22 protein-coding genes are annotated in these 26,755 nt (G+C 71.3%); 13 read left to right on the top strand and 9 right to left on the bottom strand.

Annotated features, from left to right (window positions below):
* Window positions 1–38: 38 nt before the first annotated feature.
* The 5 genes from AC0VYM_RS05630 to AC0VYM_RS05650 form a co-directional block, all read right to left on the bottom strand.
* On the bottom strand, window positions 39–1,337 hold the full coding sequence (locus AC0VYM_RS05630; protein ID WP_475459718.1) for a DUF58 domain-containing protein: 1,299 nt from the start codon (window positions 1,335–1,337) through the stop codon (window positions 39–41).
* Window positions 1,337–2,320 carry an AAA family ATPase gene (locus tag AC0VYM_RS05635; RefSeq protein ID WP_475459721.1) on the bottom strand — a complete coding sequence of 328 codons (984 nt, stop codon included), beginning with the start codon at window positions 2,318–2,320 and terminating at the stop codon, window positions 1,337–1,339. The genes AC0VYM_RS05630 and AC0VYM_RS05635 overlap by 1 nt, the downstream gene beginning before the upstream one ends.
* A gap of 64 nt (window positions 2,321–2,384) precedes the next feature.
* Window positions 2,385–3,554, bottom strand: a complete 1,170-nt coding sequence (locus AC0VYM_RS05640) for a DUF4350 domain-containing protein (protein ID WP_475459723.1) — start codon at window positions 3,552–3,554, stop codon at window positions 2,385–2,387.
* The gene (locus tag AC0VYM_RS05645) at window positions 3,551–4,186 is read right to left on the bottom strand and encodes a DUF4129 domain-containing protein (protein WP_475459725.1); all 636 of its coding nucleotides are present in this window, start codon (window positions 4,184–4,186) and stop codon (window positions 3,551–3,553) included. The genes AC0VYM_RS05640 and AC0VYM_RS05645 overlap by 4 nt, the downstream gene beginning before the upstream one ends.
* On the bottom strand, window positions 4,183–5,706 hold the full coding sequence (locus AC0VYM_RS05650) for a DUF7847 domain-containing protein (RefSeq protein ID WP_475459728.1): 1,524 nt from the start codon (window positions 5,704–5,706) through the stop codon (window positions 4,183–4,185). Before AC0VYM_RS05650 ends, AC0VYM_RS05645 begins: the two co-directional genes overlap by 4 nt.
* 449 nt (window positions 5,707–6,155) lie before the next feature.
* Here AC0VYM_RS05650 and mtrA point away from each other — a divergent pair, with 449 nt between their 5' ends.
* The 5 genes from mtrA (at window position 6,156) to hpf (ending at window position 13,475) form a co-directional block, all read left to right on the top strand.
* Window positions 6,156–6,833, top strand: a complete 678-nt coding sequence (gene mtrA / locus AC0VYM_RS05655; RefSeq protein WP_014908694.1) for an MtrAB system response regulator MtrA — start codon at window positions 6,156–6,158, stop codon at window positions 6,831–6,833.
* Between the two features lie 16 nt (window positions 6,834–6,849).
* Entirely contained in the window at window positions 6,850–8,616 is a 1,767-nt protein-coding gene (gene mtrB / locus AC0VYM_RS05660) for an MtrAB system histidine kinase MtrB (RefSeq protein WP_475459732.1), read from the top strand.
* Window positions 8,613–10,511: an LpqB family beta-propeller domain-containing protein gene (locus AC0VYM_RS05665; protein ID WP_475459734.1), complete on the top strand. Its 1,899-nt coding sequence runs from the start codon at window positions 8,613–8,615 to the stop codon at window positions 10,509–10,511. The genes mtrB and AC0VYM_RS05665 overlap by 4 nt, the downstream gene beginning before the upstream one ends.
* 1,278 nt (window positions 10,512–11,789) lie before the next feature.
* Window positions 11,790–12,023: a phosphoribosyltransferase family protein gene (locus tag AC0VYM_RS05670; RefSeq protein WP_475459736.1), complete on the top strand. Its 234-nt coding sequence runs from the start codon at window positions 11,790–11,792 to the stop codon at window positions 12,021–12,023.
* 780 nt (window positions 12,024–12,803) lie between these two features.
* On the top strand, window positions 12,804–13,475 hold the full coding sequence (gene hpf / locus AC0VYM_RS05675) for a ribosome hibernation-promoting factor, HPF/YfiA family (RefSeq protein WP_475459738.1): 672 nt from the start codon (window positions 12,804–12,806) through the stop codon (window positions 13,473–13,475).
* Window positions 13,476–13,568: 93 nt separating this feature from the next.
* Here the strand turns inward: hpf and AC0VYM_RS05680 are convergent, their stop codons facing one another.
* Complete coding sequence (locus AC0VYM_RS05680; protein ID WP_475459741.1) at window positions 13,569–14,066, bottom strand: hypothetical protein; 498 nt, start codon at window positions 14,064–14,066, stop codon at window positions 13,569–13,571.
* Between the two features lie 329 nt (window positions 14,067–14,395).
* On the opposite strand from AC0VYM_RS05680, the gene secA reads away from it, so the two are divergent.
* Window positions 14,396–17,242: a preprotein translocase subunit SecA gene (gene secA / locus AC0VYM_RS05685; protein ID WP_475459743.1), complete on the top strand. Its 2,847-nt coding sequence runs from the start codon at window positions 14,396–14,398 to the stop codon at window positions 17,240–17,242.
* Window positions 17,243–17,300: 58 nt separating this feature from the next.
* On the opposite strand, the gene AC0VYM_RS05690 is transcribed toward secA, so the two are convergent.
* Window positions 17,301–17,696 carry a YciI family protein gene (locus tag AC0VYM_RS05690; protein ID WP_475459745.1) on the bottom strand — a complete coding sequence of 132 codons (396 nt, stop codon included), beginning with the start codon at window positions 17,694–17,696 and terminating at the stop codon, window positions 17,301–17,303.
* Between the two features lie 216 nt (window positions 17,697–17,912).
* On the bottom strand, window positions 17,913–18,953 hold the full coding sequence (locus tag AC0VYM_RS05695) for an SIS domain-containing protein (protein WP_475459748.1): 1,041 nt from the start codon (window positions 18,951–18,953) through the stop codon (window positions 17,913–17,915).
* A 282-nt stretch (window positions 18,954–19,235) separates the two neighbouring features.
* Here AC0VYM_RS05695 and AC0VYM_RS05700 point away from each other — a divergent pair, with 282 nt between their 5' ends.
* The 7 genes from AC0VYM_RS05700 (at window position 19,236) to AC0VYM_RS05730 (ending at window position 25,511) form a co-directional block, all read left to right on the top strand.
* The gene (locus AC0VYM_RS05700) at window positions 19,236–19,973 is read left to right on the top strand and encodes a GntR family transcriptional regulator (RefSeq protein ID WP_017542475.1); all 738 of its coding nucleotides are present in this window, start codon (window positions 19,236–19,238) and stop codon (window positions 19,971–19,973) included.
* Window positions 19,974–20,020: 47 nt separating this feature from the next.
* Entirely contained in the window at window positions 20,021–21,493 is a 1,473-nt protein-coding gene (locus tag AC0VYM_RS05705) for a PTS transporter subunit EIIC (RefSeq protein WP_475459751.1), read from the top strand.
* A 119-nt stretch (window positions 21,494–21,612) separates the two neighbouring features.
* Window positions 21,613–21,849, top strand: coding sequence for a PTS sugar transporter subunit IIB (locus tag AC0VYM_RS05710; protein ID WP_475459753.1), 237 nt, complete (start codon window positions 21,613–21,615; stop codon window positions 21,847–21,849).
* 93 nt (window positions 21,850–21,942) lie between these two features.
* A complete protein-coding gene (locus tag AC0VYM_RS05715; RefSeq protein WP_475459756.1) occupies window positions 21,943–22,431 on the top strand; it encodes a PTS sugar transporter subunit IIA in 489 nt (162 codons plus the stop codon).
* Between the two features lie 103 nt (window positions 22,432–22,534).
* Window positions 22,535–24,208 (top strand): glycoside hydrolase family 3 protein, encoded by a 1,674-nt coding sequence (locus AC0VYM_RS05720; RefSeq protein WP_475459758.1) that lies wholly within the window; start codon window positions 22,535–22,537, stop codon window positions 24,206–24,208.
* Window positions 24,209–24,340: 132 nt separating this feature from the next.
* Window positions 24,341–24,997 (top strand): HAD family hydrolase, encoded by a 657-nt coding sequence (locus AC0VYM_RS05725; protein WP_475459760.1) that lies wholly within the window; start codon window positions 24,341–24,343, stop codon window positions 24,995–24,997.
* A gap of 55 nt (window positions 24,998–25,052) precedes the next feature.
* Complete coding sequence (locus tag AC0VYM_RS05730; RefSeq protein WP_475459762.1) at window positions 25,053–25,511, top strand: DUF6912 family protein; 459 nt, start codon at window positions 25,053–25,055, stop codon at window positions 25,509–25,511.
* A 108-nt stretch (window positions 25,512–25,619) separates the two neighbouring features.
* On the opposite strand, the gene AC0VYM_RS05735 is transcribed toward AC0VYM_RS05730, so the two are convergent.
* Entirely contained in the window at window positions 25,620–26,708 is a 1,089-nt protein-coding gene (locus AC0VYM_RS05735; RefSeq protein ID WP_475459765.1) for a methyltransferase domain-containing protein, read from the bottom strand.
* Window positions 26,709–26,755: the final 47 nt, after the last annotated feature.

The following is a 26,755-nucleotide window of genomic DNA, read 5'->3' on the forward strand; positions in this document are numbered from 1 at the left end:
ACCACCGCGCGCGGTGGTGGCCCCTCGTCGGTCCGGTCCTACAGGCGCCCCTGGGCCTTGAGGTTGATGTAGGCGTCCGCGAGCGCCGGGGCGATCTGCTCGGGGGTCGCGTCCACCACCTCGGCGCCCATCCGGCGCAGCTCCTTGCTGATCCGGTGCCGTTCGCCCAGCGTCCGCTCGGCCGACGCCGCCCGGTACAGGGCCTCGGGGCTGCCCCGCCCGGCCGCCATCTCCTCGACCTCGGGGTCCCTGATCCCCGCCACCAGGAGCAGGTGGTGCGTGGACAGCAGCGGCAGCCTCGGCAGCAGCCCCTCCTCCAGCGAGGTGGCGTTGAGGTCGGTGAGCAGCACGACCAGCTTGCGGGACCGCCCCTGGGTGAGCACGGAGCTCACCAGGGCCGCAGGGTCCGACTCCACGAGCGTGGCCTCCAGCGTGGCCATCGCCTCCACCACCCGGTTGACCTGGCTGCCCTTGCCCGAGGCGCGGACCTGCGCGCGCACGGTGCGGTCGTGGGCCATGAAGTCCACCCGGTCGCCCGCCCTGCCCGCGAGCGCGGTCAGCAGCAGCGCGGCGTCCATCGCGTGGTCCAGCCGGGGCGTGTCGCCCACCCGACCGGCCGAGGTGCGGCCGGTGTCCAGCACGATGAGGATGCGCCGGTCCCGCTCGGGGCGCCAGGTCCGCACCACCACGCCGTCGTTGCGGGCGGTCGCCCGCCAGTCGATGGAGCGCACGTCGTCACCGGGCACGTAGTCGCGCAGGGAGTCGAACTCGCTGCCCTGGCCGCGCACCATCGCCGTGTGCTGTCCCTCCAGCTCGCGCAGCCGGGACAGCTTGCCCGGAAGGTGCCTGCGGCTGTGGAACGGGGGCAGGGCCCGCACGGTCCAGGGGGCCGTGAGCGTGCGCTGACGCCCGGCCAGCCCCAGCGGTCCGACACTGCGCACCGTCACCCCGGCGGCACGGGCGTCGCCCCGGCGCGTGGGGGTGAGCCCGGTCCGCACACGGCGCCGCTCCCCGGGGCCCACCAGCAGCGGCTGGGACCGGGGGGAGGCGTGCGCGCTCGGCGGCCAGGCGTCGCGGACCCGGCCGCGCAGCCGCCGCCGGGTCGGGTTGGCCAGCGTCACGAACACCTCGGCCGACTCGCCCAGACGCAGCGTGGTGTCACCCTCCCGGGACAGCCGGAGCCGCCCCGGAGACGTCGCCAGCAGCACGTCGAGCACGACCAGCAGCACCACGAGACCGACGGAGACGGAGGTGACGATCCCGCCGATGTCCCCGGAGACCGCCACCGCGACCGCCGCGACCAGCGCCAGCAGCGCGGCCCGGCCGGTGACCACCATCAGCGGGGCACCGGGACGGAGGCCAGCACGCCGTCGAGGACGCCGTCGGCGGTGGCGCCCTCCAGCTCGGCCTCCGGGCGCAGCCCGATCCGGTGCCGGAGCGTGCCCTTGGCCAGGGCCTTGACGTCGTCGGGGGTCACGTAGTCGCGACCGGACAGCCACGCCCACGCCCGGCTGGTGCGCAGCAGGGCCGTGGCGCCACGCGGCGAGGCGCCCAGCTGGAGGGAGGCGGAGTAGCGGGTGGCGCGGCACAGGTCCACGATGTAGCCGAGGACCTCGGGCGCGATCCGCACCTGGGCCACGGACGCGCGCGCGGCGTGCAGCTCCGCGGCCCCGGCCACGGCGGTCACCCCGGCCGCGGCCAGGTCACCGGGGTCGAACCCGGCGGCGTGGCGGCCCAGCATGGCCACCTCGGCGTTGCGCTCGGGCAGCGGGACCGTCACCTTGAGCAGGAAGCGGTCCAGCTGGGCCTCGGGCAGCGGGTAGGTGCCCTCGTACTCGACCGGGTTCTGGGTGGCCGCCACCATGAACGGGTCCGGCAGCGCGACCGGCCGCCCCTCCACGGTGACCTGCCGCTCCTCCATGGCCTCCAGCAGGGAGGCCTGGGTCTTGGGCGGGGTCCGGTTGATCTCGTCGGCCAACAGCAGGTTGGTGAAGACCGGGCCCTTCATGAACTCGAACTTCGCCGTGTGCTGGTCGTAGACGAGCGAACCCGTCACGTCGCCCGGCATCAGGTCCGGGGTGAACTGCACCCGCTTGTGGTCCAGTGACAGGGCCTGCGAGACCGTGCGCACCAGCAGCGTCTTGGCGACACCGGGCACACCCTCCAGCAGTACGTGGCCACGGCACAGCAGTGCCACGACCAGCCCGGTCACCGTCTCGTCCTGGCCCACGACCGCCTTGGCCACCTCGCGGCGCAGGGCGGTCAGCGCCGCCCGGGCCTCGTCGGCGGAGGGCAGTGCCTCGGGTGTGAAGGCGCTCACGTGCCGTCTACCTCTCTCGATACCTCAGTGGTCTGTTCTCGTCCGCGGGGCGGTGGCGCGGGGCTCACCGCAGGGCCTCGGAGAGTCGGTCAAGCTCCTCGGCCAGCCGCGTCATCGCGGCGTCGTCCGCCGTGTACGGGTCCGGCTCGGCCGGGTACAGCAACGGCGCCAGGGACTGGGGATCGGCCCCGCTCCGCGCGGCCACGGCCGCCACCACGGCGTCCGGACCGGCGTCCGCGTTCAGGCCCAGCCTGGGCACCGACCGTTCCAGGAACCCCTCGCGCAGCGCGGCGGCCACACGGTCGCGCGCCTGCCGGGACTGGTACAGCCCGGCGCGGCCCTCCGTGGTCTCGGCGGCCCGGACCACGACCGGAAGCGCCTCGGGGACCAGTGCGCCCATCCGCCGTCCGCGCCAGAGCGCGAACAGCAGCAGGGCCAGCGCCAGCGGGGCCAGCGACCAGCGCAGGCCCAGCGGGACCAGGTCCCACGGGTTGGCGCTCCCGACCTCCTGCGGCGGGTCCGGCCGAAGCCACACCACGTGCTCCGCGTCGATCAGGTTGAGCATCAGCGCCGCGTTGCCCGCCGAGTCGAGGTCGCGGTTGGTGAGCGGGGCGCCGGTGCCCAGGACCGTCGTCGTGGACCCGTCGGACCGGGCCACCTGGAGCACCGAGAAACCCTCCTCGGAGGGGTAGCAGCCCAGGGCCTCGGTCCCGGGCTCCGCCGAGTAGAGCTCACCGGCCACCCCGGCGTCCCCGGCGAGGGTGGCGTCGGGAATCGTGCAGTCGGGGGCGCGGGTGCCGTCGTCGTGGGCCCGGCCGGTCACGTCCGCGCCGGGCGCGAAGGTGGTGAGGGAGCGCAGCGACGGCTGCACGAGGAAGGTGTCGGTCTCCAGCCCGGCGAGGGTGTCCAGCTCCTCGGGGAGCAGCCGGTGGTCGAGCGTGAGCAGCAGGAGGGTGTCGTCGCCGGAGCGCTCCACCGCCCGTGCGGCCTCACGTGAGGTACGGGCGACGGTGACGTCGGACTCCTCGTCCAGCAGCCGCGCCAAGGCGCGCGACCCCTGGGGTTCGGGGCTGCCGGGCTCCAGGTAGCCGGAGGGGAACTGCTCCTCGCCCAGCGACAGCAGGACCGCCGCCACGACCAGCACGGTGATGACGGCGAGCGGCAGCCTGCTGGCGCGCCACAGGCGTCCGGTGCCTGATCGCGGAGGGACCGGCCCCGGTGCGGTGGTCGTCATCGGGACCCTTCGTCGTCGAGTACGGGGCGGGCAGCGCTCAGCCGCACGTCCAGCTCACGCATGGTGCGGGCGGCATCGGCCGTGGCGGGGCGGTCTCCGTAGACCACGTCGTTGAACAGGCGGGCGCCCTCGTCCAGCCCCCGGGCCTCACCGGGCAGCGACAGGGCGGCCTCGGCGGCGAGCTCGGTGGCGGTCCGTCCGGGGCGGGGGCCGACGATCGCCCGGTCCTCCAGGTCCACGCTGACCGCCCGCAGCCGCTCGGTCACGGCCTCGGCGAAGTCGCCCCGGGCCTCGGCCCGGTCGGACAGCTCCCGGTGGTCGGCGGCGGTGCGCACCGTTCCCTCGTGCAGGGGAGGCTCGGCCTTCCGGTTGCGTGAGGGACGCAGGTAGACGATCAGGACGATCACCAGGACCGCGACGACCAGAAGCACGAGGGCCAGGATCCATCCGCCCGGGATGACGCCCTCGCCCGCCGCGGCGAGGCGGTCGAGGAGTTCTCCGAGCCAGTTCAGGAACCGGTCGAGGAGGGAGGGCTCGTTCTTGCCGTAGAGGGGGTCGGACAGCTCCTCGATGGCGCGCCGCCGACCCTCCTCCCCGGTCACGTCCAGGGGCGCGATGAGCGGGCCCCTCACGTGCGGTACCCCGGAAGGTAGACCTCCGAGCCCACCGGCTGGCCCCGCTGGGCGATCTGGTGCAGCTGGAGGTCGAGACCCTCACGGCGCATCCGCAGGTCGATGTAGAGCAGGGTCGTCACACCGGCGAGGAAGGGCTGCGTGACGGCGTAGATCAGCACGGTGACCACGTAGTTGACGGTCCCCGCCAGGATCGGGCCGAAGGTGTCGACCTCGAACAGGAAGGGGAGGGCGATCCCGAGCGGACCGGCCAGGAGCATGTTCACCACCAGCACGATCACCCCGCTCAGCAGCCAGTAGCCGAACGTGCGCCACCAGGCGCCCTGGGAGAGCCGCCACGAGCGGGCCATGGCCTGGCCCGGGCCCAGCCGCTCCAGCACGACCAGGGGCATGGCGTAGTAGAGGCGGACCCAGACCCACATGGTCGGTACGCCGACGGCCACGGCCGCCACGAACACGATGAGGAACCCGATGATCAGGCCCGCCACGGGGTCCGCCATGCCGAAACCGGCGATGAGGCCGATGAAGAGCGCGATGAAGAAGGCGATGGCCGCGACGACGCCGATGACGATCTGGATGCCCAGCTTGATGAAGGCCAGGGCGATGATGGAGCCGACCCGGCCGCGCACGGAGGCCCAGGCCTGCTCGATGGTGAGCCGGTAGCCCAGCACCGCCATACCGACCACGGAGGAGAGCGTGCCGATCAGGATCGCCCCGCCGACCAGCACGATGAGGGCGCCGGCGAAGGACAGCAGCGTCGCGAACGGGGAGGTCGCGAACATCGGGTCGTCCGGGTCGAACGCCTCCGGGTCCGCCATGATCTCGTCGAGGGTGCTCAGGGACGACAGGGAGTCGCCCGTGGCCCAGGTCGACGCGACGCTGCCGACGATCGACGCGACCGCCATGACGATCAGCGACAGCACGAAGGTGGTCCGCGGGTTCTGGCGGACGTAGCTGAACGCGCCGTTGAAGACGTCACCGAGCGACATCGGGCGGAGCGGGACGATCCCGGGCTTGATGGGTGCGGGCCGCGGGGCGTTCGGGTCCTGGCCGTGGGCCGCGTGCCCGTAGGGCGCGCCCTGGCCGGGCGGGCCGTAGCCGGGCTGCTGTCCGTACCCGGGAGGCGGACCGTACCCCGGCGGGGGTCCGTAGCCGGGCTGCTGGCCGTGACCGGCCTGGGGGCCGTATCCGGGAGGCGGCGCGTACCCGGGCTGCGGGCCGTGACCGGGAGGCGGCGCGTACCCGGGCCGCGGGCCGTACGCCGGGGGAGCGCCCTGGCCGGGCGGGGGGCCGTATCCGGGGGGAGCGCCCTGTTCGGGGGGCGCGAAGCCGGGGGCTCCGTGGCCAGGCGGCGGGGGAGCGGGCGTGGGACCGCTCTCACCCGGTTCGGAGGGGGACCCCTGCCCCGGGGCGGCCCAACCGCCCGACCCGGGGGTGTCTCCAGAATCGGGCGACCCCTGTCCTCCGGGACCGTCGGGGATGCCCCCCGGCCTCTCCCGGTGGTCGTCCTCCTGGCTCATCTGCCCGCCCTCCGTGAGGTTCGGTTACTGCGCGCGAGCGTTTTCGCGCCAATTCTGACGTGTCGGAAACCAACCTACCGGCCGGTTCCACCGCTTCTCAGTGGCCTTGCAGTGTGTCGTAGGCAACCCACGCACTTCATTCCTTTTGTATGCTTTCTGTTACCAACCGGCCAAGTCACGAAGCTTTCCGGGCCTTCCTTTGCCAGGGATGACGCCGCCGGTGACCGAATACGGTCCAAAAGGGCCCAACACCGCTGACCGCTCCTCCAACAGTGTCCGAAGCTGGCAAGGTTGGGGGAGGCGAAACGCGGTCCCCCAGTCGGGGATCGTTCCCCGACCCGGGGATCACGGGCACCGACCACTGACGCCGCTTGAGTGTTCCAGGAGAGAGGAGTAGGCGCCGGTACCCCCCGCCTCCGAGGCGGTGGACCCTGGCGCCGGACACACCGATGAAGGGACGTGTACTGGTTGTCGACGATGACCTCGCCCTCGCCGAGATGCTGGGCATCGTGTTGCGCGGTGAAGGGTTCGAGCCCTCGTTCGTCCACGACGGCGACAAGGCTCTGGAGGCCTTCCGCGAGACCAAGCCCGACCTGGTCCTCCTCGACCTGATGCTCCCCGGGGCCGACGGGATCGACGTGTGCCGTCAGATCCGCGCCGAGTCCGGGGTTCCCATCGTCATGCTGACCGCCAAGAGCGACACCGTGGACGTCGTCCTCGGTCTGGAGTCGGGCGCCGACGACTACATCGTCAAGCCCTTCAAGCCCAAGGAGCTCGTGGCCCGCGTGCGCGTGCGTCTGCGCCGCACCGAGGAGCCCGCGCCCGAGGTCCTCCAGATCGGTGACATCACCATCGACGTCGCCGGGCACGCCGTGCGCCGCGACGGCGAGCAGATCAGCCTCACCCCGCTGGAGTTCGACCTGCTGGTCGCCCTGGCCCGCAAGCCGCGCCAGGTCTTCACCCGCGAGGTCCTGCTGGAGCAGGTCTGGGGCTACCGTCACGCCGCTGACACGCGCCTGGTCAACGTGCACGTGCAGCGCCTGCGCGCCAAGATCGAGAAGGACCCGGAGCACCCCGAGGTCGTCGTGACCGTCCGCGGCGTCGGCTACAAGGCCGGGACCGCCTGACCCGCTCTGGACCCACATGACCGCGTCCGAACCCGAGGAGGGGAGGGGAGCCGACTCCGAGGGAGAGCGGTCCGCCCCTCCCCCCGGCCTGCCCGAGAGCGGCGGCTGGCGGGACAACAACACGGGTCTGACCCGTGCCTACCTCCTCGCCCAGCGCGCCGCCCGCGCGCTGGTACGCGGGGTGCACACCAACTGGCGCCGCTCCCTGCACCTGCGGGTGATCAGCACGACCCTGGTCCTGTCGTTGCTGGTCATGGCGGGGCTGGGGTACGTGCTCATCTCCGAGGTGCGCGGCGGTCTGCTGGACGCCAAGACCAACGCGGCGGTCAACGACCACCGCGCGGGGCTCAACTACGCGCTCGCGGAGCTCCAGGAGAACGAGATCGGTGACCGCAACCGTCTCCTGAACAACGTCGCCAGCGAGCTGACCAGCCGCAGCGGCGACACCGGGCTCTACAGCGTGTTCATCCTGCCCTCGGTGAGCGACGAGCTCGGCTGGGCCACCGGTGAGGGCAGCGTCCCGCCGCGCCTGGTCGAACAGGTCCGCCAGTCCGAGGTGTTCGACCAGCAGTACCACACGTACACGCGCATCGACATGGAGGACGGTTCGGTCGAACCGGCCCTGGTCGTGGGCGCCCAGATCAACCAGGCGTACGAGCTCTACTACATCTTCCCGCTCCAGCACGAGCAGGAGATCCTGGACCTGGTGCAGGGCACGGTCGCCCTGGTCGCGGTGCTGCTGGTGATCCTCCTCGGGCTGATCGCGTTCATGATCACCCGGCAGGTGGTCACACCGGTGCGCTCCGCCGCGCAGTCGGCCGAACGCCTGGCCGCCGGGGACCTCACCGAACGCATGACGGTGCAGGGCGAGGACGACCTGGCGCGGCTCGCGATGTCCTTCAACGACATGGCGGGCAACCTCCAGGAGAAGATCCAGGAACTGGAGGAGCTGTCCAAGCTCCAGCGCCAGTTCGTCTCCGACGTCTCGCACGAGCTCCGGACGCCGCTCACCACCATCCGCATGGCCGGTGACCTGCTGTTCGACGACCGCGAGGAGTTGGACGCCTCCCACCGCAGGTCCGTGGAACTGCTCCAGAGCCAGGTGGAGCGGTTCGAGGAACTGCTGGCCGACCTGCTGGAGATCAGTCGCCACGACGCCGGGGCCGCCACCCTGGGCATCGAGTCGGCGGACATCCGGGACTCGGTGATGAAGGCGGTGGGGGACGCCGAGCAGATCGCGGAGGGCCGGGGCATCAAGGTGGTCCTGCGCCTGCCCGCCGACCCCGTGGTCGCGGAGTTCGACACCCGGCGGATCAACCGCATCCTGCGCAACCTGGTGGTCAACGCCATCGAGCACAGCGAGGGACGCGACGTGGTGGTGGCCGCCGCCGGGGACCGGGACGCCGTCGCCGTGGCCGTGCGCGACTACGGGGTGGGGCTCAAGGAGGGGGAGGAGCACCTGTGCTTCGACCGCTTCTGGCGGGCCGACTACTCCCGGGTGCGCACCACCGGCGGGACCGGGCTCGGCCTGTCCATCGCCAAGGAGGACGCCACCCTGCACGGAGGCTGGCTCCAGGCCTGGGGCCTGCCCGGACAGGGCTCGCAGTTCCGGCTCTCCCTGCCCCGCCAGTCCGGCACCGAGCTGCGCGGATCACCGCTGCCCCTGGTCCCGCCGGAGATCGCGCTGGGCCGCAACTACCCGCCCTTCGGTGACAAGGACGGCGGGAACGCGGCCGAGGACGTGCGGGGCCGGTTCGGACCCGACGAGGAGGAGGTGCTGTGAGCGACGTGGAGCGCCCGGGACGTCTGGCCCGGGCCGCGCGCACCATCGCGGCCGGAACGCTCGCCTGCGTGTCCCTCGCGGCCTGTGCGAGTGTTCCCATGACCGGCCCCGTCGTCCCCAGTGAGGGCGGCGACAGCTCCGGCGACCCCTACGGCGGCTACGTGCGGCTCCTGCCCGCCGGACCGCAGCCCGGCGTGGAACCGGAGGGCCTGATCGACGGCTTCCTCAAGGACCTCGGCAGCTTCGAGGAGGACCACAAGGCCGCCCGCAGCTACATGCTCCCCGAGCAGAGCGAGGAGTGGACCCCGGACGCCGCCGTACGGGTGTTCTCCGACCTCGACGCGGTCGACATGGACTCCGAGGTCTCCTCCGACGGCCTCAGCGCCACCGTGCGCATCCGCAGCAACGAGATCGCCAGCATCGACGAGAGCGGCAAGTACGTCCCGGCCGAGACCGGAACCATGCTGGAGGAGACCTTCACCCTCGCCAAGGAGGAGGACGACCCCGAGGGCGAGTGGCGCATCCAGGACCTCCCGGACGAGATCATCCTCAGCCAGCTGGACGTGGAGCGGACCTACCGGCCGTTCAACCTGTACTTCTTCAACCCGGCGGGGACCGCCCTGGTGCCGGACCCCGTGTACCTGCCCGTGAGCACCGACCAGCTGGCCGAGCGCCTGCTGCGCAAGCTCATCGGCGGCCCCACCGACTGGTTGGCCCCGGCCGTGCTCTCCGCCTTCCCGGAGGGGACCGCGCCCCAACTGGAGATCGACACCGAACGCGCGGTCATCGACATCAACGGGCAGACCGACGCCGACGAGTACGGCATGGGCGCCCAGATCGCCTGGACCCTGCGCCAGCTCCCCGAGATCCAGGAGTTCACCCTCAGGATCAACGGGGACGAGGTGAGCTTCCCGCAGTCCGACGGCGACAGCTCCGACCGCCCCCGGCCGGGCAGCGACTACTGGGCGAGGGTCAGCCCCGGCGCCACCTTCTCCGGCGTGCACGCCTACTACACGCACGAGGGCCAGCTCTGGTCGGCGGCCGACTGGGACGCCGACAACTTCAACGACGCCGAACGGGTCCCCGGCCCCCTGGGCGCGGGAGAGGTCCAGCTGGACCGGTTCGCGGTCTCGCTCGACGAGAGCACCATCGCGGGCATCACCCTGGGCGGCCGGGAGGTGGTCACCAGCTTCGCCAGCCCCGGCGCGCACACCCAGGAGGTGCTCAGCGACGGCGTGTTCACCGAGCTGTCCTGGGACGTGAACGGCAACCTCTGGGTGGTCGAGGAGACCGGGGAGAAGGGCCGCTCCGACGACGAAGAGGAGGAGGACGGGCCCCGCGACGACGAGGACCCCGGCACCGGCCCGGCGGAGGAGGACCCGCCCGCTCCCGGGGACACCGCGCTCTGGCTGCTCCGGGACGGCGAGGAGGTCGTGGAGGCCGAGGTCAGGGGCCTGCGAGACCAGTCGCTGGTGCACTTCAGGATCTCCCGCGACGGCGCCCGCGCCGCCGTGGTCACCGAACGGGACGGCGTGCGCTCGCTCCAGGTCGGCCGGGTGGTCGAGGGCGAGGACGGCCAGGTGTCCGTCGGCGCCTTCATCAGCCTCGCGGACCAGGAGCTGGAGAACATCACCAGCATCGCCTGGCGTTCGAGCGACCAGCTGGTGGTCCTCGGCAGCCGGGACGGCGGCACCACCCAGGCGCTGTTCGTCTCCCTGGACGGCGGGACGCCCGCCGCCAGCGCCGGAGCCCCGGTCGCCGGGATGATCACCATCTCCGGTGCGCCCGGGCAACCCCTGCTCGCGGGCTCGGACGACGGCAACATCTGGGTGTCCAACGACCCCCTGAACTGGCAGAACGTGGTGGAGGGCGGTTCGCCCACCTTCCCGGGCTGACCACTCCCGGACCGGTTGTCCACAGCCCGCGCATCCGCACTGGCGCTCCGGCCCCGCCCCACCCAAGCTGGAGGTATGGACCCTGCCTCCCCCGGGCGGCGGTGGTTCGGCGCGCTCGTGCGCGCGTCGCGCCGCCTCGCCACCCTTTTCGACCCCCTCGCGGAACTCGTGCAGCGCCGGGACTGCGCGGGCTGCTCCGGTCCCGGCGACCCGCTGTGCGCGCGCTGCCGCACCCTGCTGGACCACCGGCCGCGCCAGGCGGGCGGGCGCCGCCCGCCGACCTGGGCGGCCGGACCGTACGCGGGTCACCACCGCCGTGTCCTGCTCGCCTTCAAGCACCGGGGCGAACACCGCCTGACCCGGTTCCTCGGGGAAAGGCTGGCCGTCGCCTACCGGGCCTCGGGCTGGGCCGCCCCGGACACGCTGTTGGTGCCCGTCCCGGGGCGCGGGGCGCGGTCCGGGCGCGGCGCCGTCCTGAGGCTCGCGCGGGCCTGCGCCCACGATGCGGGACCCACGGCCACGGCGGGGGTGGCCCCGGTGCTCCGCTACGCCCGCCGCGCCCGCCCGCAGGTGGGTCTGTGCAGGGCGGAACGCCTGGTGAACCGGGTGGGCGTCTTCACCGCCGAGCCCCGGCCCCACGGCGGGCGGTGGCTCCGGATCGGGTCCCGTGCAGGTTCTCGTCGTACGGAACCGGGTCGCTTCGGCGCGGGGCGTCCGTCCGCCGGTGAGGGGCCCGCGAGGACGTCGGGCCGTTACCCGGACGGTTCTCTGACCGCGCGCGGGCGATCGGGATCCGATGGCCTCGGCACTGGGTCTCGATTCACCGGTGAGGGGTCCGCGAGGACTGATGCGGACGAGGGGCCGACGGGAACGTCGGGCGACCGCTCGGACGGTTCTCTGACCGCGCGCGGGCGACCGGAATCCGATGGCTTCGTGGCGGGGCGTCGGATCACCGGCGGATCAGGCCCGGTTCACGGGTCCTGTGCGGGTGAGGGGGCCGCGATGACACGCGCGGCCCTGGATCCCGTGGAATCGTCGGGCGATCGGGTGAGGGGCCCCGTTACGGCGCGCGGGCGACCGGAATCCGATGGCTTCGGCACGGGGCGTCCGTCCGCCGGTGAGGGGTCCGCGAGGGCGGATGCGGACGCGGGGCCCACGGGAACGCCGTGCGGTGGTCCGGACGGATCCGTGACTGCGCGCGGGCGGTTCAGCGGGTCGTGGTGGAGTCGGCGGGGTCGGGGGTATCCGCGAGGTGGGTCGGGGTCTGCGGGTGGCCTGGTGGCCGCCCTGCGGCCGCCCGTCGGGTGCTGGGACCTGCGGGGGCGGCGCGTGGTCGTGGTCGACGACGTCCTCACCACGGGGGCGACGGTGGAGGAGGCGGCCCGCGCCCTGCGCGCGGCGGGGGCCCGGGTGGTGGGTGTCCTGGTGTTCGCGGAGCGCGACCGGGTTCCGGGCCGACCCGGTTCGGGGTCGGGGGCCGGGCCGGAAAGAAGGTTTTACAAACCCCCCTGATCGGGCGAAACATGCCTGTTCGCAGGGGTTTGCGGCGCTTGTCGACCGCTTGGTACCCCGTTCGCTACCTGACATCCGCGCTGGGACAGGTTACGGTCCAGGTATGGCACCCGTCCGGGTCCGTGGTTGCGCCGGATACTCAGTGCTCCCGGGAACACCGTGGAGCGCATCCGGCAAGCCGATGCCAGGCGCAGGCGAAACGGCCCACGTAAGGCGACTTTTCGTCGACCGATCACGGTGCGCCTTAGAGGTAAGCCCTGCCCCGCTGAGGGTCCCGATGTCCCTCATGACCGGGAGAAGAGCAGTAGTCGCGTACAAGAGCGGCGACACTCTCAGCAGGCGGATGTGGGGACGAAGACCAGGTCGGCCGGACGGGTGGCATACCAACGTTGGGGGGTTCGCCGTGCCCGGGACGCAGGTCCCGGGGAGGCGGGCCCCCACACGGTTCCCCACGGCCCGACACCACCTCGGCCCTCTCCTCCCCGGAGCTTCCCGGGCCCTGACCGATCCCGCCCGGTCTTCGCCGTCTGGTGGGCGAATCACCCCAAACGAGTCAAATTTCTTTCTTTCCCATCCGAAGGCCCCGGCCAATCGTGTCCCTGGGGCGCGTGATGACCCTGCCTCTGATGGGTATACGGATTTCCAACCGAGCGGTGCCCCCCGAGAGAACGGGGCACGAACGGAAGGAGGGCTGACGCGTCACACCCTCCCCGCCGTGGGAGGGGAGCAGAGCCAGCCTGGCCGTCGCCTTCACGACGGCCACGCGATGAAGGGGGTCCTATGGACATCATCGTCAAAGGTCGACGCACTGGTGTGAGTGAGAAGTTCCGACAGCACGTCGAGAACAAGCTCGACAGGCTCTCCAAGTGGGAGCGCAAGGGCATGAGCGTCGATGTGGAGGTGTCCCAGGAGCGCAACCCCAAGCTCGCTGACGTCCGCGAGCGGGTTGAACTGACCATCCACTCCGACGGCCCGGTCATCCGGAGCGAGGCCGCGTCCGTGGACCGTCACGGCGCTCTCGACCTCGCGATCGACAAGATCGAGGCCCGCCTCCGCAAGTCCGCGGACCGCCGCAAGGTGCACCGCGGAAACCACACTCCCGTCTCCGTCGCGGCCGCCACGGCCAACCTCCCCGGAGACCTGCCCTCGTCCGTCCAGACGGTCACCAAGGCTCCCCCGGCCCAGCGCGGTGACGAGGAGGCGATCGACGGCGTCGAACTCGACGGCCGCTTCTCCGACGAGTTCGTGGAACTCGACACCCAGGGGGACACCCCCGTGGTCGTGCGCGAGAAGTTCCACCGTGCCAAGCCGATGAGCATCGACCAGGCGTTGATGGAGATGGAACTCGTCGGACACGACTTCTACCTCTTCCATGACGAGGTCAAGGACACCCCGAGCGTCGTCTACCGGCGCAAGGGCTTCAACTACGGCGTCCTTCGTCTCGTGGACTAGTCCACGCGGTCCTCGTCCCCGACACCCCCGCACGGAGGTGGGCTGAACACACGTCGCGGCGGGCCCGAGCGGCCCGCCGCGACGCGTGCCGTGTCAGGCCCTGCGCGGGTGCTTGATCCGGTGCAGCGGGGTCTGGTGCGGCTCCTCCGACTCCAGGCGCGGCGGATCCAGCACCACGTCAGTGAGGATGTCGAAGACCACCGCCACGACGGCGGCGGCGACCATCAGGACGGCCCCGGCGACCAGCAGCGGTACCGATCCGCCCAGGACCAGGGCCAGACCGCCGAGGCCGAACCCCACCACGGCGAGGGCCACGCAGGCCCACGACGCCGCGCTTCCCCGGTGCCCGTTGGTCGGGGCCAGCGAACCGCCCTGGCGCTGGAACCCCCGGATGTGCCCGTGCCGGTCCTTCTCCTCGTCCGTGGGCCGGTACGCCTCCCACGCGAGCCCCGGGTCCTCGTCGTCGCGGGGCCCGAGCACGGTCGGGCGCCGCCCGTGGAGGAACTCGTCGACGGCGTCGTCCGGGGTCCTCGACAGTCGAGTTCCGGTGTCGGACGCCTCGGCGGGTTCACGCTCTCTTCTGGTTCGCATGTGGTCCCCCTGGGAACACGGTCGCGTCCGGTGGAGATTCGCCCGAACCGGCTGAAAGGGTCCGCCGAAACCACCGCTCTCTCCCTTTGAACTACCCGGAACAATGCGCGACTCTGCACGAATGATCACGAAAAAGGTGGGAACATCCAGGCCCGTCCCGCTCGTTTGTCCAGAGGACGGGAAGCGGTTCCGGGTCCTCTAGGATGTAGGCCCGAGGACCCAGGATTGACCCCTGACCTCCGTGGCCAAGGGAAGCGGTCAGCGGGCCTAGATCTGACTCTCCACCCCCTCGGTGGAGCCAACCGCGATCTGCGAGGAGCGCATAGGAAGTGCCAGGCATACTCGACAAGCTCCTGCGCGCGGGTGAAGGTAAGATCCTGCGCCGGCTCAAGAAGTTGAAGGACCAGGTCAACGCCCTTGAGGACGATTACGTCGACCTCTCGGACGACGAACTGCGCGACCTGACCAAGGAGTACAAGGAGCGCTACGAGGAGGGGGAGTCCCTCGACGACCTCCTCCCCGAGGCCTTCGCGACCGTCCGTGAGGCGGCCAAGCGCACTCTGGGCCAGCGCCCCTTCGACGTTCAGATCATGGGCGCGGCCGCCCTGCACCTCGGCAACATCGCCGAGATGAAGACCGGTGAGGGCAAGACCCTGACCGGAAGCCTCGCGGTGTACCTGAACGCGCTCGCGGGCAAGGGCGCGCACGTCATCACGACCAACGACTACCTCGCCCGACGCGACGCCCAGAACCTGGGCCGCATCTTCCACTTCCTCGGGCTGGAGGTCGGCGTCGTCGGCCCCCAGATGACCGCCGAGGCGCGTCGCAAGGCCTACCTGGCCGACATCACGTACGGAACCAACAACGAGTTCGGTTTCGACTACCTGCGCGACAACATGGCCCTCTCGCTCAAGGACACCGTCCAGCGGGACCACTTCTTCGCCCTGGTCGACGAGGTCGACTCCATCCTCATCGACGAGGCGCGCACCCCGCTGATCATCAGCGGCCCCTCCGAGCAGAACTCGCGCTGGTACGCCGAGTTCGCGAAGATCGCGCCCCGCCTGAAGAAGGACACCGACTACGAGGTCGACGAGAAGAAGCGCACCGTCGGCATCACCGAGTCCGGTGTGGCCAAGGTGGAGGACTGGCTGGGGATCGACAACCTCTACGAGGCCGTCAACACCCCGCTCATCAGCTTCCTCAACAACTCCCTCAAGGCCAAGGAGCTGTACCGCAAGGACAAGGAGTACATCGTCAAGGACGGTGAGGTCCTCATCGTCGACGAGTTCACCGGTCGCGTCCTGGCGGGTCGCCGCTACAACGAGGGCATGCACCAGGCCATCGAGGCCAAGGAGCGCGTCAAGATCAAGGACGAGAACCAGACTCTCGCCAAGGTCACGCTCCAGAACTACTTCCGCCTCTACGAGAAGCTGTCCGGCATGACCGGTACCGCCCAGACCGAGGCGGCGGAGTTCACCCAGACCTACGGCGTCGGCGTGGTCCCCATCCCGACCAACAAGCCGATGGTCCGCGAGGACGTCAAGGACGTCGTCTACAAGCACGAGGACGCCAAGTTCCAGGCCGTGGCCGAGGACATCGCGGAGCGCCACGAGGAGGGACGTCCGGTCCTGGTCGGTACGACCAGCGTCGAGAAGTCCGAGCTCCTCTCCCGGATGCTCAAGCGCGAGGGCGTTCCGCACGAGGTCCTCAACGCCAAGAACCACGCCCGTGAGGCGTCGATCATCGCCCGCGCGGGCAAGCTCGCCTCCGTCACCGTGGCCACCAACATGGCCGGTCGCGGTACCGACATCATGCTGGGCGGCAACCCCGACTTCCTCGCGGACGAGGAGCTCCAGGCCCGTGGCCTGAGCCCCCTGGAGACCCCGGAGGAGTACGAGGCGGCCTGGCCCGACGCGCTGGAGAAGGCCACCGCCGAGTTCGAGGCGGAGCACGAGAAGGTCGTCGAGGCCGGCGGCCTCTACGTGCTCGGCACCGAGCGCCACGAGTCGCGCCGCATCGACAACCAGCTCCGGGGCCGTTCGGGACGTCAGGGTGACCCGGGCATGTCCCGCTTCTACCTGTCGCTCCAGGACGACCTGCTGCGTCTGTTCAACTCCAGTCGTCTGGAGGTGTTCATGAACCAGCTGAACATCCCCGACGACCAGCCGATCGAGTCCGGCATGGTGAGCAAGGCGATCGCCTCCGCCCAGGGCCAGGTCGAGACGCAGAACTTCGAGATCCGGAAGAACGTCCTCAAGTACGACGAGGTCCTCAACCGCCAGCGCAAGGTCATCTACTCCGAGCGCCGCAAGGTGCTGGAGGGCCAGGACCTGCGCGACCAGGTCATCGAGATGCTGGAGGAGGTCCTGCGCGGCTACGTCGTGGAGGAGACCGCCCAGGGTGACCCGGACGACTGGGACCTCGACAAGCTCTGGCGGGCGTTCAAGCAGGTCTACCCGATCAGCTTCACCGTCGACGAGTTCGTCGAGGAGAACGGTGACCTGCACACCCTGACCGGCGAGCTTATCGCCACCCAGGTGGTCGAGGACGCCAAGGCCGCCTACGACGCCCGTGAGGCGGACCTCGGTGAGGAGGCGATGCGCGAGGTCGAGCGCCGCGTCATCCTCCAGGTCATGGACCGCAAGTGGCGTGAGCACCTCTACGAGATGGACTATCTCCAGGAGGGCATCGGCCTGCGCGCGATGGCCCAGCGCAACCCGCTGATCGAGTTCCAGCGCGAGGGCTTCGACATGTTCCAGCAGATGCTGGAGGCGATCAAGGAGGAGTCGGTCGGCTTCCTCTTCAACGTCGAGGTCCAGGTCCGCAAGAAGGAGGAGCCCGCGCTGACGGCCGCCGCCGCCGCGCAGACCGCCGCCACCGTCGGTGGTTCCTCCGGGGCGACCGCCGTGGCCACGGCCGTGGACGAGGACGTCGAGGCCGCCGGGGCGGACGCCCCGTCCGAGGAGGCCGAGGCTCCCGAGGACGTGGTGGTCCCCGGGTTCGGGGAGGACCAGCCGAACAAGCTCCAGTACTCCGCGCCGAGCGAGGACGGCACCGTCGAGCGGCACAGCGAGACGGTGGACGACGAGTACGCGGGCACCGCCCGCAACTCGCCGTGCCCCTGCGGCTCCGGCAAGAAGTACAAGAAGTGCCACGGTGACCCCACGGCCAAGTAACGGCTGAGGGACACCAGAGTGTGGGCGCGGCTCCCCGAGGGGGCCGCGCCCACACGCGTCAGCCGTGCGGACCCAGGAACGGGCGCAGCTCCAGCCACTCGTGGATGGGCCGCCCTCCGGCCCCGGGGGCGGCCGACAGCTCCGCGGCCAGCTCCAGGGCGCGGTCGTGGCTGTCGACGTCGATCACCATCCAGCCCGCGACGAGGTCCTTGGTCTCGGGGAAGGGACCGTAGGTGAGGGGCGGGCTTCCCTCGCCGTCGTAGCGGACGAAGGTCCCCTCCGGGGCGAGCGCCTGGGAGTCCACGAACTCCCCGGTCCCCCTCAGCCGGTCCGCGAAGTCGTTCATGTAGCCGACGTGCGCCGAGACCTCCTCGGGCGTCCACTGGTCCATGGGGACGTCGTTCACTGAGGCCGGTGCGCCCCGGTAGTGCTTGAACATCACGTACTTGGCCACGGTCTCTCCTCTGTGCGGTGCGCCCATTGTGGGCCGCGCGCGCGACGGACGCGGTGCCGGGCGCGCGCCCCCGCCCCGGTCGGCCGGATTCTTTGCCGGGAGTTGGAACGACGAAGGCCCGGCGCCGCGTGCGCGGTGCCGGGCCGTGGACGCCCCCGTGCGGCCCGAGACCCGTCGAGCGTGGGAGCGGTGGGTGGCGGGTGAGAACCCTGTGGCTCAGGTGGTCTGGGTGACCTTGTTGAGGCCGCGGGGGACGTCGGGGTCGTAGCCCAGGCGGCGGGCGAGGTGCTCGGTGAGCAGCTGGGCGGGGACGATGAGGTTCATCGGCGCGACCCACTCGGGCACGTCCGGGACCGGCACGGAGAGGTCGCTGGCGGCGGCGAGGGCGGAACCGCCGCCGAAGCCGAACACCGGGGCACCGGCGGAGCGGACCCGCTCCGCGAGGGCGACCGTGCCCTCCAGGGTGGGGCCGTTGGGTGCGGCGACCAGCAGGGCCGGGGTGCGCGGGTCCACGACGGCGATGGGGCCGTGCTGGAGGTCCGCGTAGGACAGCCCCATGGCGTGCAGGTAGCACGCCTCCTTGAGCTTAAGGGCGGCCTCCAGAGCGGTCGAGAAGGCCATGCCGCGACCGGAGATCACCGCGCCCTGCACGGCCACCATCCGCTCCACGATCTCCTCCAGGGAGTCCGTGGGGGCCGCGAGGGTCTCCTCGATACCGGCGGGCACCAGCTCCAGCTCCCCGGCGTCCAGGTTCGCGCCCAGGCCCAGGGCCAGCACCGCGAGGGCGGCCAGCTGCGTGTTGTACGTCTTCGTGGCGGGGACCGCCAGCTCGTTCCCGGCCCGGGTGACCAGGGCGACGTCGGCCTCGGCGGCCAGCGGGGAGTCCGCGCCGTTGGTGACGGCGACGGTCCGGGCGCCGCAGTCGGCGGCCCAGCGCATGGTCTCGACGATCTCCTCGGTCTTGCCGGACTGGGAGATGGCCACGGCGAGGACGTCGGAGAGGTCGATCCGCGCGCCGTAGGCGGTGGCGATGGAGGGCGAGCCCAGCGTGGCCAGGCGGCCGGTGTGCGCCTGGAGGAGGTAGCTGCCGTAGACGGCCGCGTTGTCCGAGGAACCCCGGGCGATGAACAGGACGTGCTTGGTGGCGCGGCCGAGCGCCTCGATCTCCCCGCGCAGGGGCAGCAGTTCGGCGAAGGTGCGGCGCAGTGCCTCGGGCTGTTCGGCGATCTCGGAGAGCATCATGCTCGTGGTGGACATACGGAGCCTTCCGGTGGGGACGTGCGGTCCTGGACGTACGCCGGGGGCCGCGCTGGTCGAGTGGACGGCCCGGACTACGCCGCTGGCCAGCCACGATGCTGGTTCACTCCGCGTACCACAAGGAGGATTGACACGCGGGTCGAGCTATGGTCTAGTCCGGACTATACCAGTCAGATCCCGGCATGACCCGGCAAGTGCCACGAGTCCGGGCGGATGCCGCGCTAAGGTCGAACGCCGACCACCGGACCACCCGACCCGCCGACCGAGAAGGCCACCCGCTCCATGCCGATCGACGCCAGCAACCCCCTGCCGAAGTACGTCCAACTCCGCGATCTGCTCCTGGACTGGATCACCGCGGCCGGGCTGGGCGTGGACGACATGGTCCCCTCCGAGCGCGAGCTGAGCTCCACCTACGGTCTCTCCCGCATGACCGTGCGCCAGACCATCGACCTCCTCGTCGCTGAGGGCCGCCTCTACCGGGTCCCCGGCAAGGGCACCTTCGTGGCCCGGCCGAAGATCGAGATGTCCCTGGTCCTGGCCTCCTTCAGCGAGGACATGCGGGCCCGGGGCTTCGAGCCGGGAGCACGGGAGCTGATCCGCCAGGTCATCCCGGCCAGCGGCCACACCGCGCGCATGCTCGACATCGCCCCCGGCACCCTCGTGCACCACATCGAGCGCATGCGGACCGCCGACGACGAGCCCATGGCGGTCGAGCGCTCCAACATCCCGGCGGCCATGGTGCCCGGCCTGGAGGACCACGATCTGGCCGAACGATCCCTCTATGAGGTCCTGGAAAACGAGTTCGACATCCTGTTGGATTCCGGTGAGCAGACCATCGAGGCCGGGATCTGCGACTCGGCCGACTCCCGTCTCCTTGGCCTACCCGCAGGAAGCCCGGTGCTGATCATGCAGCGCCGCAGCTTCGCCAAGGGACAGTGCGTGGAACTCGCCCTGTCCACCTACCGTGCCGACCGCTACCAGCTGCACTCCCGCCTGGACCCGCGGAGGCACGGAGACTGACGTCTCGCGCGCCAGGGGCGCGCGTCCGAAAGGGAGGACCCCCCACCATGTCGGACCCAACCCCAGCGAAGAACGCCCCCGCCGAACCCGGAGACCCCCCGCGCAAGCGCGGTTCGGCCGCGCTGGCCGTGCTCCAGCGGCTCGGCCGCAGCCTGATGATGCCCATCGCGGTCCTGCCCGCCGCCGCGATCCTGCTCCGCCTCGGCCAGGACGACCTGCTCGGAGCGGACGGCCTGGCCGGGATCGACGGGATGGGCTGGATGCAGCCGGTCTCCGGTGCCGTAGGCACCGCCGGTGAGGCGATCTTCGAGGCCCTGCCGCTGCTGTTCGCGATCGGCGTGGCGATCGGCTTCGCCCGACGCGCGGACGGCTCCACCGCCCTGGCGGCCGTGGTCGGCTACCTCGTGTTCGACCGTGTGGCCACCTGGACGATGGTCACCTTCGACGGCCCCGCCGGCGACATCGGGTCCCGGCTGGTCACCTATCCGCTGGCGACCGATCCGGTGACCCGGGAACCGGTCGCGGATCCGGAGGCGGTCAACGCCGTCCTCCCGGTGATCAACCACGCCGTCAAGAACCCCACCGACGTGCTCGGCGGGATCGTGGTGGGCCTGGTGGCCGCCGTGCTGTGGCAGCGCTACCACCGGATCAAGCTGCCCACCTGGCTCGGCTTCTTCGGCGGCCGCCGCTTCGTCCCCATCGTCACCGCACTGGCCGGTCTGGGCATGGGCGTCGTGCTGGGCCTGGTCTGGCCGATCGTCGGCATGTGGATCCAAAACCTGGGCGAGGCCCTGATCGGCGCGGGCGCCCTCGGCGCCGGGGTGTACGGCGTCATCAACCGCGTCCTGTTGCCGCTGGGCCTGCACCACGTGGTGAACTCGTTCGTCTGGTTCGTCTCGGGCACCTACACCGACGACGGCGGCGTGGTCTCGCACGGGGAGATCACCCGCTACTTCGCGGGGGACCCGGAGGCGGGCACCCTGCTGTCCGGCTTCTTCCCGGTGCTGATGTTCGGTCTCCCGGGAGCGGCGCTCGCCATGTGGCTGACGGCCTCCAAGGCCCGGCGCGCGCAGATCGGCTCGATCATGATCCCGGCGGCGCTGACCGCGTTCGTCACGGGCATCACCGAGCCGGTGGAGTTCGCCTTCATCTTCGTGGCGCCGGTGCTCTTCGCGGTGCACATCGTGCTCACCGGGGTCTCGCTGGCCGTGATGAACCTGCTCGACGTCCAACTGGGCTTCGGTTTCTCGGCGGGGCTGATCGACCTGCTGCTGAACGCGACGAAGAGCAACACCGAGGGACTGGGTGTGCTGTTGCTGTTCGGGGCGTTCTACTTCCTGGTCTACTTCGGGATCTTCTACCTGCTGATCAGCAGGTTCAACTTCCCCACGCCCGGACGGGAGCCCGACCCCGACGAGCCCGAGGCCGCACCGCACACGGCTCCGGCGACGGCGGACGGTACGACCGAACCCGGACCGGACGCCCCGAGCGGGGGCGGCGATCCGGGCCGCTCCGGCTGAGCCCGGCGCCTCCGGCGACGATCGACCACCGCGCCGACCCTGGCGTGTGAGGCACGCCACCTCTAAGCTCGGCTCAGACCCCCCGGGTCACGTGATCCCGGGTAGAGCACGGAGGGCACATGTCGGACAAGGCAACGGCGATCGTCGCCGGTTTGGGCGGCGCCGCCAACATCGAGGACATCGAGGCCTGCATCACTCGGCTGCGCACCGAGGTCAGCGACCCCGCTCTGGTCCGGGAGGCCGACCTTCGGGCGGCGGGCGCGCACGGCGTCCTGGTCTCGGGCAACGTCGTCCAGGTCGTGGTCGGCCCGGAGGCGGACTCCCTCACGGACGACATCCAGGACCTGCTGGACTAGCCCGTCGGAGCGGGATCCGGAAAGTCAGGCCTTTGTACCCTTCTGACCGCCCCTTATCCGGGTTAAGTCCCGCTCCCAGGGAAGACCTCCCTCATGTCAGACCTGAACGGTGCGCTGCGCGTACTCTCGCCCGTCGCCGGAACCGCCCTGTCCCTGGACACGGTGCCCGATCCGGTGTTCTCCCAGAGCATGGTCGGCCCCGGTGTGGCCGTCCACCCCGAACCGGGACAGGAGGGCGGCCAGGAGTCCGAACACGAGGCGGTCGCCCCGATCGCCGGGACCCTGGTCAAGCTCCACCCCCACGCCTACGTGGTCATGGCCGCCGACAACAGACGCGGTGTCCTCGTCCACCTGGGCATCGACACCGTGCAGCTCGCCGGGGAGGGGTTCACCCTCCTGGCCGAGGAGGGCACGGAGGTGGCGGCGGGCACACCGGTGATCCGCTGGTCGCCCGGCGCGGTCGCCGCCGCCGGGCGGCCCTCGGTGGTGCCGGTGGTGGCCCTGGACGCCCAGCCGGGCGCCCTCTCGGAGCTGGCCGGGGGAGCGGTCGAGCTGGGAGAGGACCTGTTCGTCTGGGAGTGACCCTCCGCGTTCCGCCCCCGCCACGGCGGGGTGCGTCCTGCCCGCTCCGGGGAGCGGGTAGTCTCCGGCCGCAACCAGCGATCCGGCGGAGATGAAGTCCCTTATGAGATCGTCCGTTCCACGCGCCCTGGCCCCGGCCTGCGTGGCCCTCGCCCTGATCACCACAGCCTGCACCACACCCGAGGAGGTGGACACCTCGCCCGAGAACGACGACCCCAGCGCCGAGGCCACGGCCGAGCCCTTCGAGCCGGTCCTGGCCCCACAGCTGCTCGCCGAGATGGACCTGGACGACAAGATCGGCCAGCTCCTGGTCCTGACCGCGCAGGGCACCACGGCCGCCGACAACGCCGCCCAGATCGAGGCGCACCGGCCCGGCGGCGTCATCTACTTCGACGCCAACCTGAACGACGCCGAGCAGATCGCACAGATGTCGGCGGGCATGCAGGACCAGGCCGCCGAAGTGGGACAGGGCGTCCCCCTGTTCGTCAGCATCGACCAGGAACAGGGCCTCGTGGTGCGTATGCCCGTGGGCACCCTGTTCCCCGACGCCATGGCGGTCGGCGCCACCCGTGACACCGACCTCGCCGCCCTGCGGGCGTCGACCACGGCGGACGAACTCCTCGCGGTCGGCGTCAACATGAACTACGCGCCCGACGCCGACGTCAACACCGACCCCAACAACCCGGTCATCGGCATCCGCTCCTTCGGCTCCGACCCGGAACTGGTGTCCGAGATGGTGCTGGCCGAGTCCGACGCCTACTCCGAGCACGGCGTCGTGCCGGTCATCAAGCACTTCCCCGGACACGGCGACACCGACGTCGACAGCCACACGGGCCTGCCCGTGATCGACCTGCCCCGTGACCGCTGGGAGGCCGAGCACCTGCCGCCGTTCCGGGCGGCCGTGGACGCGGGCGTGGACGCCATCATGACCGCGCACGTGCTCATGCCGCAGCTGGACCCGGGCGAGGACCCGGCGACCCTGTCGCCGGTCATCATCGACGAGATCCTGCGCGGCGAGCTCGGCTACGACGGGGTGGTCACCACCGACGCCCTCAACATGGAGGGCGTGCGCCAGACCCACGCCGACGGTGAGGTCGCCGTGCGCGTGGTGGAGGCCGGGGTGGACCAGCTCCTCATGCCGCCGGACCCGGGCGCCGCCGTGGCGGCGATCCGGGAGGCGGTCGAGAGCGGCCGACTCACCGAGGAGCGCATCGACCAGTCGGTGCTGCGCATCCTCACGCTCAAGGAGAAGCGCGGCGTCCTGGAGCGCGAGTCCGCCGACCCGGCCGAGGCCGACGCGGCCATGGAGAACCCCGAGCACGCCGAGGCCGCCCAGCGGGTGGCCGACGCCTCGGTCACCGTGGTCCGCAACGAGGCCGACCTGCTGCCGCTGGACGCGGGCACCCGCGTGCGTGTCCAGGGGGAGGGCGCCGACCGGATCGCCCCGGCTCTGACCGACGCCGGACTGGAGGTCGTGGACGGCGGCGAGGACGTGCTCGTGGTCGGCACCCGGAACGCGCGGAGCTCCGAGGAGCAGCGCGGCATGGTGGCCGCGGGGCGCTCCCAGGGCACCCCCGTGGTCGTGGTCGCCCAGGGCGGCCCCTACGACCTGGAGGCCTTCCCGGACGTCGACGCCTACCTGGCCCTGTACTCGGCGGTGGAGGTCTCCCGGGTGGCCGCCGCCCGGGTGATCGCCGGAGAGGTCGACCCCTCGGGAACCCTGCCGGTGGACATCCCCGGCGCCGACGTGACCGCAGGTACCGGGCTCGGCTACTGACGCCGCCGGGTCGCCACCGGGTGAGACGCGGTTGAACCGGACGGGGAACGGGAAGAACCGTTCCCCGTCCGGCTCGGCTCCGCGCGAGGCCGGGCGGTGGTCCCCACGGCGATCACCGAAGGAGGCGAGCGGATGAACGGCACCCGACGAGGGGTCATCTCCGACTGGGGCGGTGTGCTCACCCCACCCCTGCCCGAGGGAATCCGGGCCTGGCTCAGGTCCGACCGGATCGACATCGACCACTACCACGAGGTCATGCGTCCGTACTTCGACAACAGCGTGCCGGACAACCCCGTGCACGCCCTGGAACGCGGCGAGATCGAGACCCACCTGTTCGAACGCGACCTCGCCGCCCTGCTGCGCTCCACCCACGGCGCCCCGGTACGGGCGCAGGGCCTGATCGAGCGCATGTTCGCCCACTTCGACCCGGTCGACGCCATGTACGACACCCTGCGTTCGGCCCGGGGGAGCGGGCACGGGACCGCGCTGCTGTCCAACTCCTGGGGCAACGGCTACCCGCGCGACCACTTCGCTTCCACCTTCGACACGGTGGTGATCTCCGGCGAGGTGGGTATGCGCAAGCCCGAGGAGCGCATCTACCTGCACACCTGCGAGCAGTTGGGCCTGGAGCCCGAGGACTGCGTGTTCATCGACGACCTGGCGCACAACATCGAGACCGCCGAGTCCCTGGGGATGACCGGCATCCTGCACACGGACGTGGAGAGCACCCGCCGGGCGCTGTCCCGCTTCCTGGCCCCCGAGGACGACCACCAGCGGCAGCCGGTCTGACCCCGTCGGGTTCTTTGGGAAACTCGTAGGGACCCGATCCCGCCTGGAGAGCCCCATGTACGTCTTCCTGCCCAGTACCGTCCCCGCGCTCGCGGCCCTGCTCGACCGGGGTCGACTGGAGGGGGAGACCCTCCCGGCCTTCACCGCCGACGCCGGGCCCGACGGGGACCCCGAGGAGGCCGAGTACGACGCCATGTACGCGGCGGCCGAGGCCTCCCTGCGCATGCTGTCCGAGGACCCCGGGGCGCCCCGCCGCCGCGTGGTCCTCGCCGCCGAGATGCCCGACGCCGCCGTGGAGCGGGGCGGACGCCACGCCGAAGGGGTCGTCCGGGTCACCGTCCGGGGCGGCGTGCCCTACAAGAAGCTCCGGTCCGCGCACCTGGACGACACCGACGCGGCCGCCGACATCGCCGAGGCCGCGGCCGACCCGGCCTCCGAAGCCGCCGAGGACCACGAGCTCATGTGGTTCGCGGTCCAGGAGATCCGCTACCTGGTCGAGGAGTCCCAGACGTAGCAGTACGCGGGTACCCGTCGAAGGCGTGCGTGATCGCGCCCGGACGCTCCCAGCCCAGGCGTTCGTACAGGCGCGCGGCGGCCCGGCCCTTGGCGTCCCCGGGAGCGCTCACCAAACGCTGTGTTCCCAGGGGCCGAGGGCACCTGCTCGGATCGTGTGCGTTCTGCGGTCGGGGGAGACCTCCAGGGTGAACTCCGTCAGCTCGGGCCAGCCCGCCGCGTCGAGTTCGACGTAGGCCTCTCCCAGTTCCTTGCCGAGGTCGCGGGGACCGGCCCCCGTGGTGGTGCCGTCCGGCCACAGGTGCACCCAGGAACCGACCGTGCTCAGCGCGATGACCGGGGCGGAGTCACCGTCCCAGGGGCGTCTTCCCTCCTCGATACGCAGACCTGGGGTGGCCAGGGTCAGGCGGGTGAGCAGGCCACGGTCGACCAGCTCTCGGGAGCCGACAGGGAAGCCACCCACCTGTTCCATCTCCTGGGCGGTCCCCGCGAAGGTGTCTCGGGGGAGCCTCTGAGTGCGGTCGCGCATGATCGAGGCATCGCACAGGAAGTCGCCCCGGAGGGTGTGGGACAGGGCGACAACCGGGGTGGGGCCGTCGTAGTCGTAGGGCGCCCAGGGGAGGACGGCCACGCCCGGAGAGGTGAGGGAGGCGGTCCACGACTCGGGTACGTGCCTGACCGCGCAGGTGGCGATGACCGAGTCGTAGACGTCCGCATCGGGGGCGGTGGTTCCGGTGATGACCCGCACTCCGGTTCCCGAGAGCCGCGACCGGGCGTGTGCGGCGACGTCGGGGTCGATTTCCAACGAGGTCACGTGCCCGGTGGGTCCGACCAGGGAGGCGAGGATCGCGGCGTTCCAGCCGGTCCCGGTACCGATCTCCAGCACCCGCATTCCGGGTTCCACCCTGGCCGCCGCGATCATGTCCGCCATGAGCTGCGGTGCCAAGGAGGAGGAAGTGGCGATGTTGGACGAGCCACTGCCCCCGTCATTGGCCTGGATGACCACGGCGTCATCGTCGTAGACGTACGCCGCCCACCGCGCGAGGTTGGCGGTTCGGTAGAGCGGTAGGCCCCGAGCGCTGGGCCAGACCAGGTCCGGGATGAACCGGTGTCGGGGGTGGTCGGTGAAGGCGGCACGGATCGTGTTGGTGGTGTCCAACCGGTCGACCAGCCGCGCGTGAAGGTTGTCCAGGTTCACGCCGTACCGCTTTCCTTGAGGCACTGTTGCCATGGATGATGTCCGGC

This window comes from Nocardiopsis sp. iso_237, from assembly GCF_056173345.1.

Coding starts and splice junctions, on each gene's coding strand:
- AC0VYM_RS05700 (WP_017542475.1), top strand. CDS start 19,236: ATGCCGATCGACGCCAGCAACCCCCTGCCGAAGTACGTCCAACTCCGC.
- AC0VYM_RS05715 (WP_475459756.1), top strand. CDS start 21,943: ATGTCAGACCTGAACGGTGCGCTGCGCGTACTCTCGCCCGTCGCCGGA.
- AC0VYM_RS05725 (WP_475459760.1), top strand. CDS start 24,341: ATGAACGGCACCCGACGAGGGGTCATCTCCGACTGGGGCGGTGTGCTC.
- AC0VYM_RS05720 (WP_475459758.1), top strand. CDS start 22,535: ATGAGATCGTCCGTTCCACGCGCCCTGGCCCCGGCCTGCGTGGCCCTC.
- AC0VYM_RS05630 (WP_475459718.1), bottom strand. CDS start 1,337: ATGGTGGTCACCGGCCGGGCCGCGCTGCTGGCGCTGGTCGCGGCGGTC.
- AC0VYM_RS05695 (WP_475459748.1), bottom strand. CDS start 18,953: ATGTCCACCACGAGCATGATGCTCTCCGAGATCGCCGAACAGCCCGAG.
- AC0VYM_RS05705 (WP_475459751.1), top strand. CDS start 20,021: ATGTCGGACCCAACCCCAGCGAAGAACGCCCCCGCCGAACCCGGAGAC.
- AC0VYM_RS05650 (WP_475459728.1), bottom strand. CDS start 5,706: ATGAGCCAGGAGGACGACCACCGGGAGAGGCCGGGGGGCATCCCCGAC.
- AC0VYM_RS05680 (WP_475459741.1), bottom strand. CDS start 14,066: ATGCGAACCAGAAGAGAGCGTGAACCCGCCGAGGCGTCCGACACCGGA.
- AC0VYM_RS05730 (WP_475459762.1), top strand. CDS start 25,053: ATGTACGTCTTCCTGCCCAGTACCGTCCCCGCGCTCGCGGCCCTGCTC.
- hpf (WP_475459738.1), top strand. CDS start 12,804: ATGGACATCATCGTCAAAGGTCGACGCACTGGTGTGAGTGAGAAGTTC.
- mtrA (WP_014908694.1), top strand. CDS start 6,156: ATGAAGGGACGTGTACTGGTTGTCGACGATGACCTCGCCCTCGCCGAG.
- AC0VYM_RS05710 (WP_475459753.1), top strand. CDS start 21,613: ATGTCGGACAAGGCAACGGCGATCGTCGCCGGTTTGGGCGGCGCCGCC.
- AC0VYM_RS05640 (WP_475459723.1), bottom strand. CDS start 3,554: ATGACGACCACCGCACCGGGGCCGGTCCCTCCGCGATCAGGCACCGGA.
- mtrB (WP_475459732.1), top strand. CDS start 6,850: ATGACCGCGTCCGAACCCGAGGAGGGGAGGGGAGCCGACTCCGAGGGA.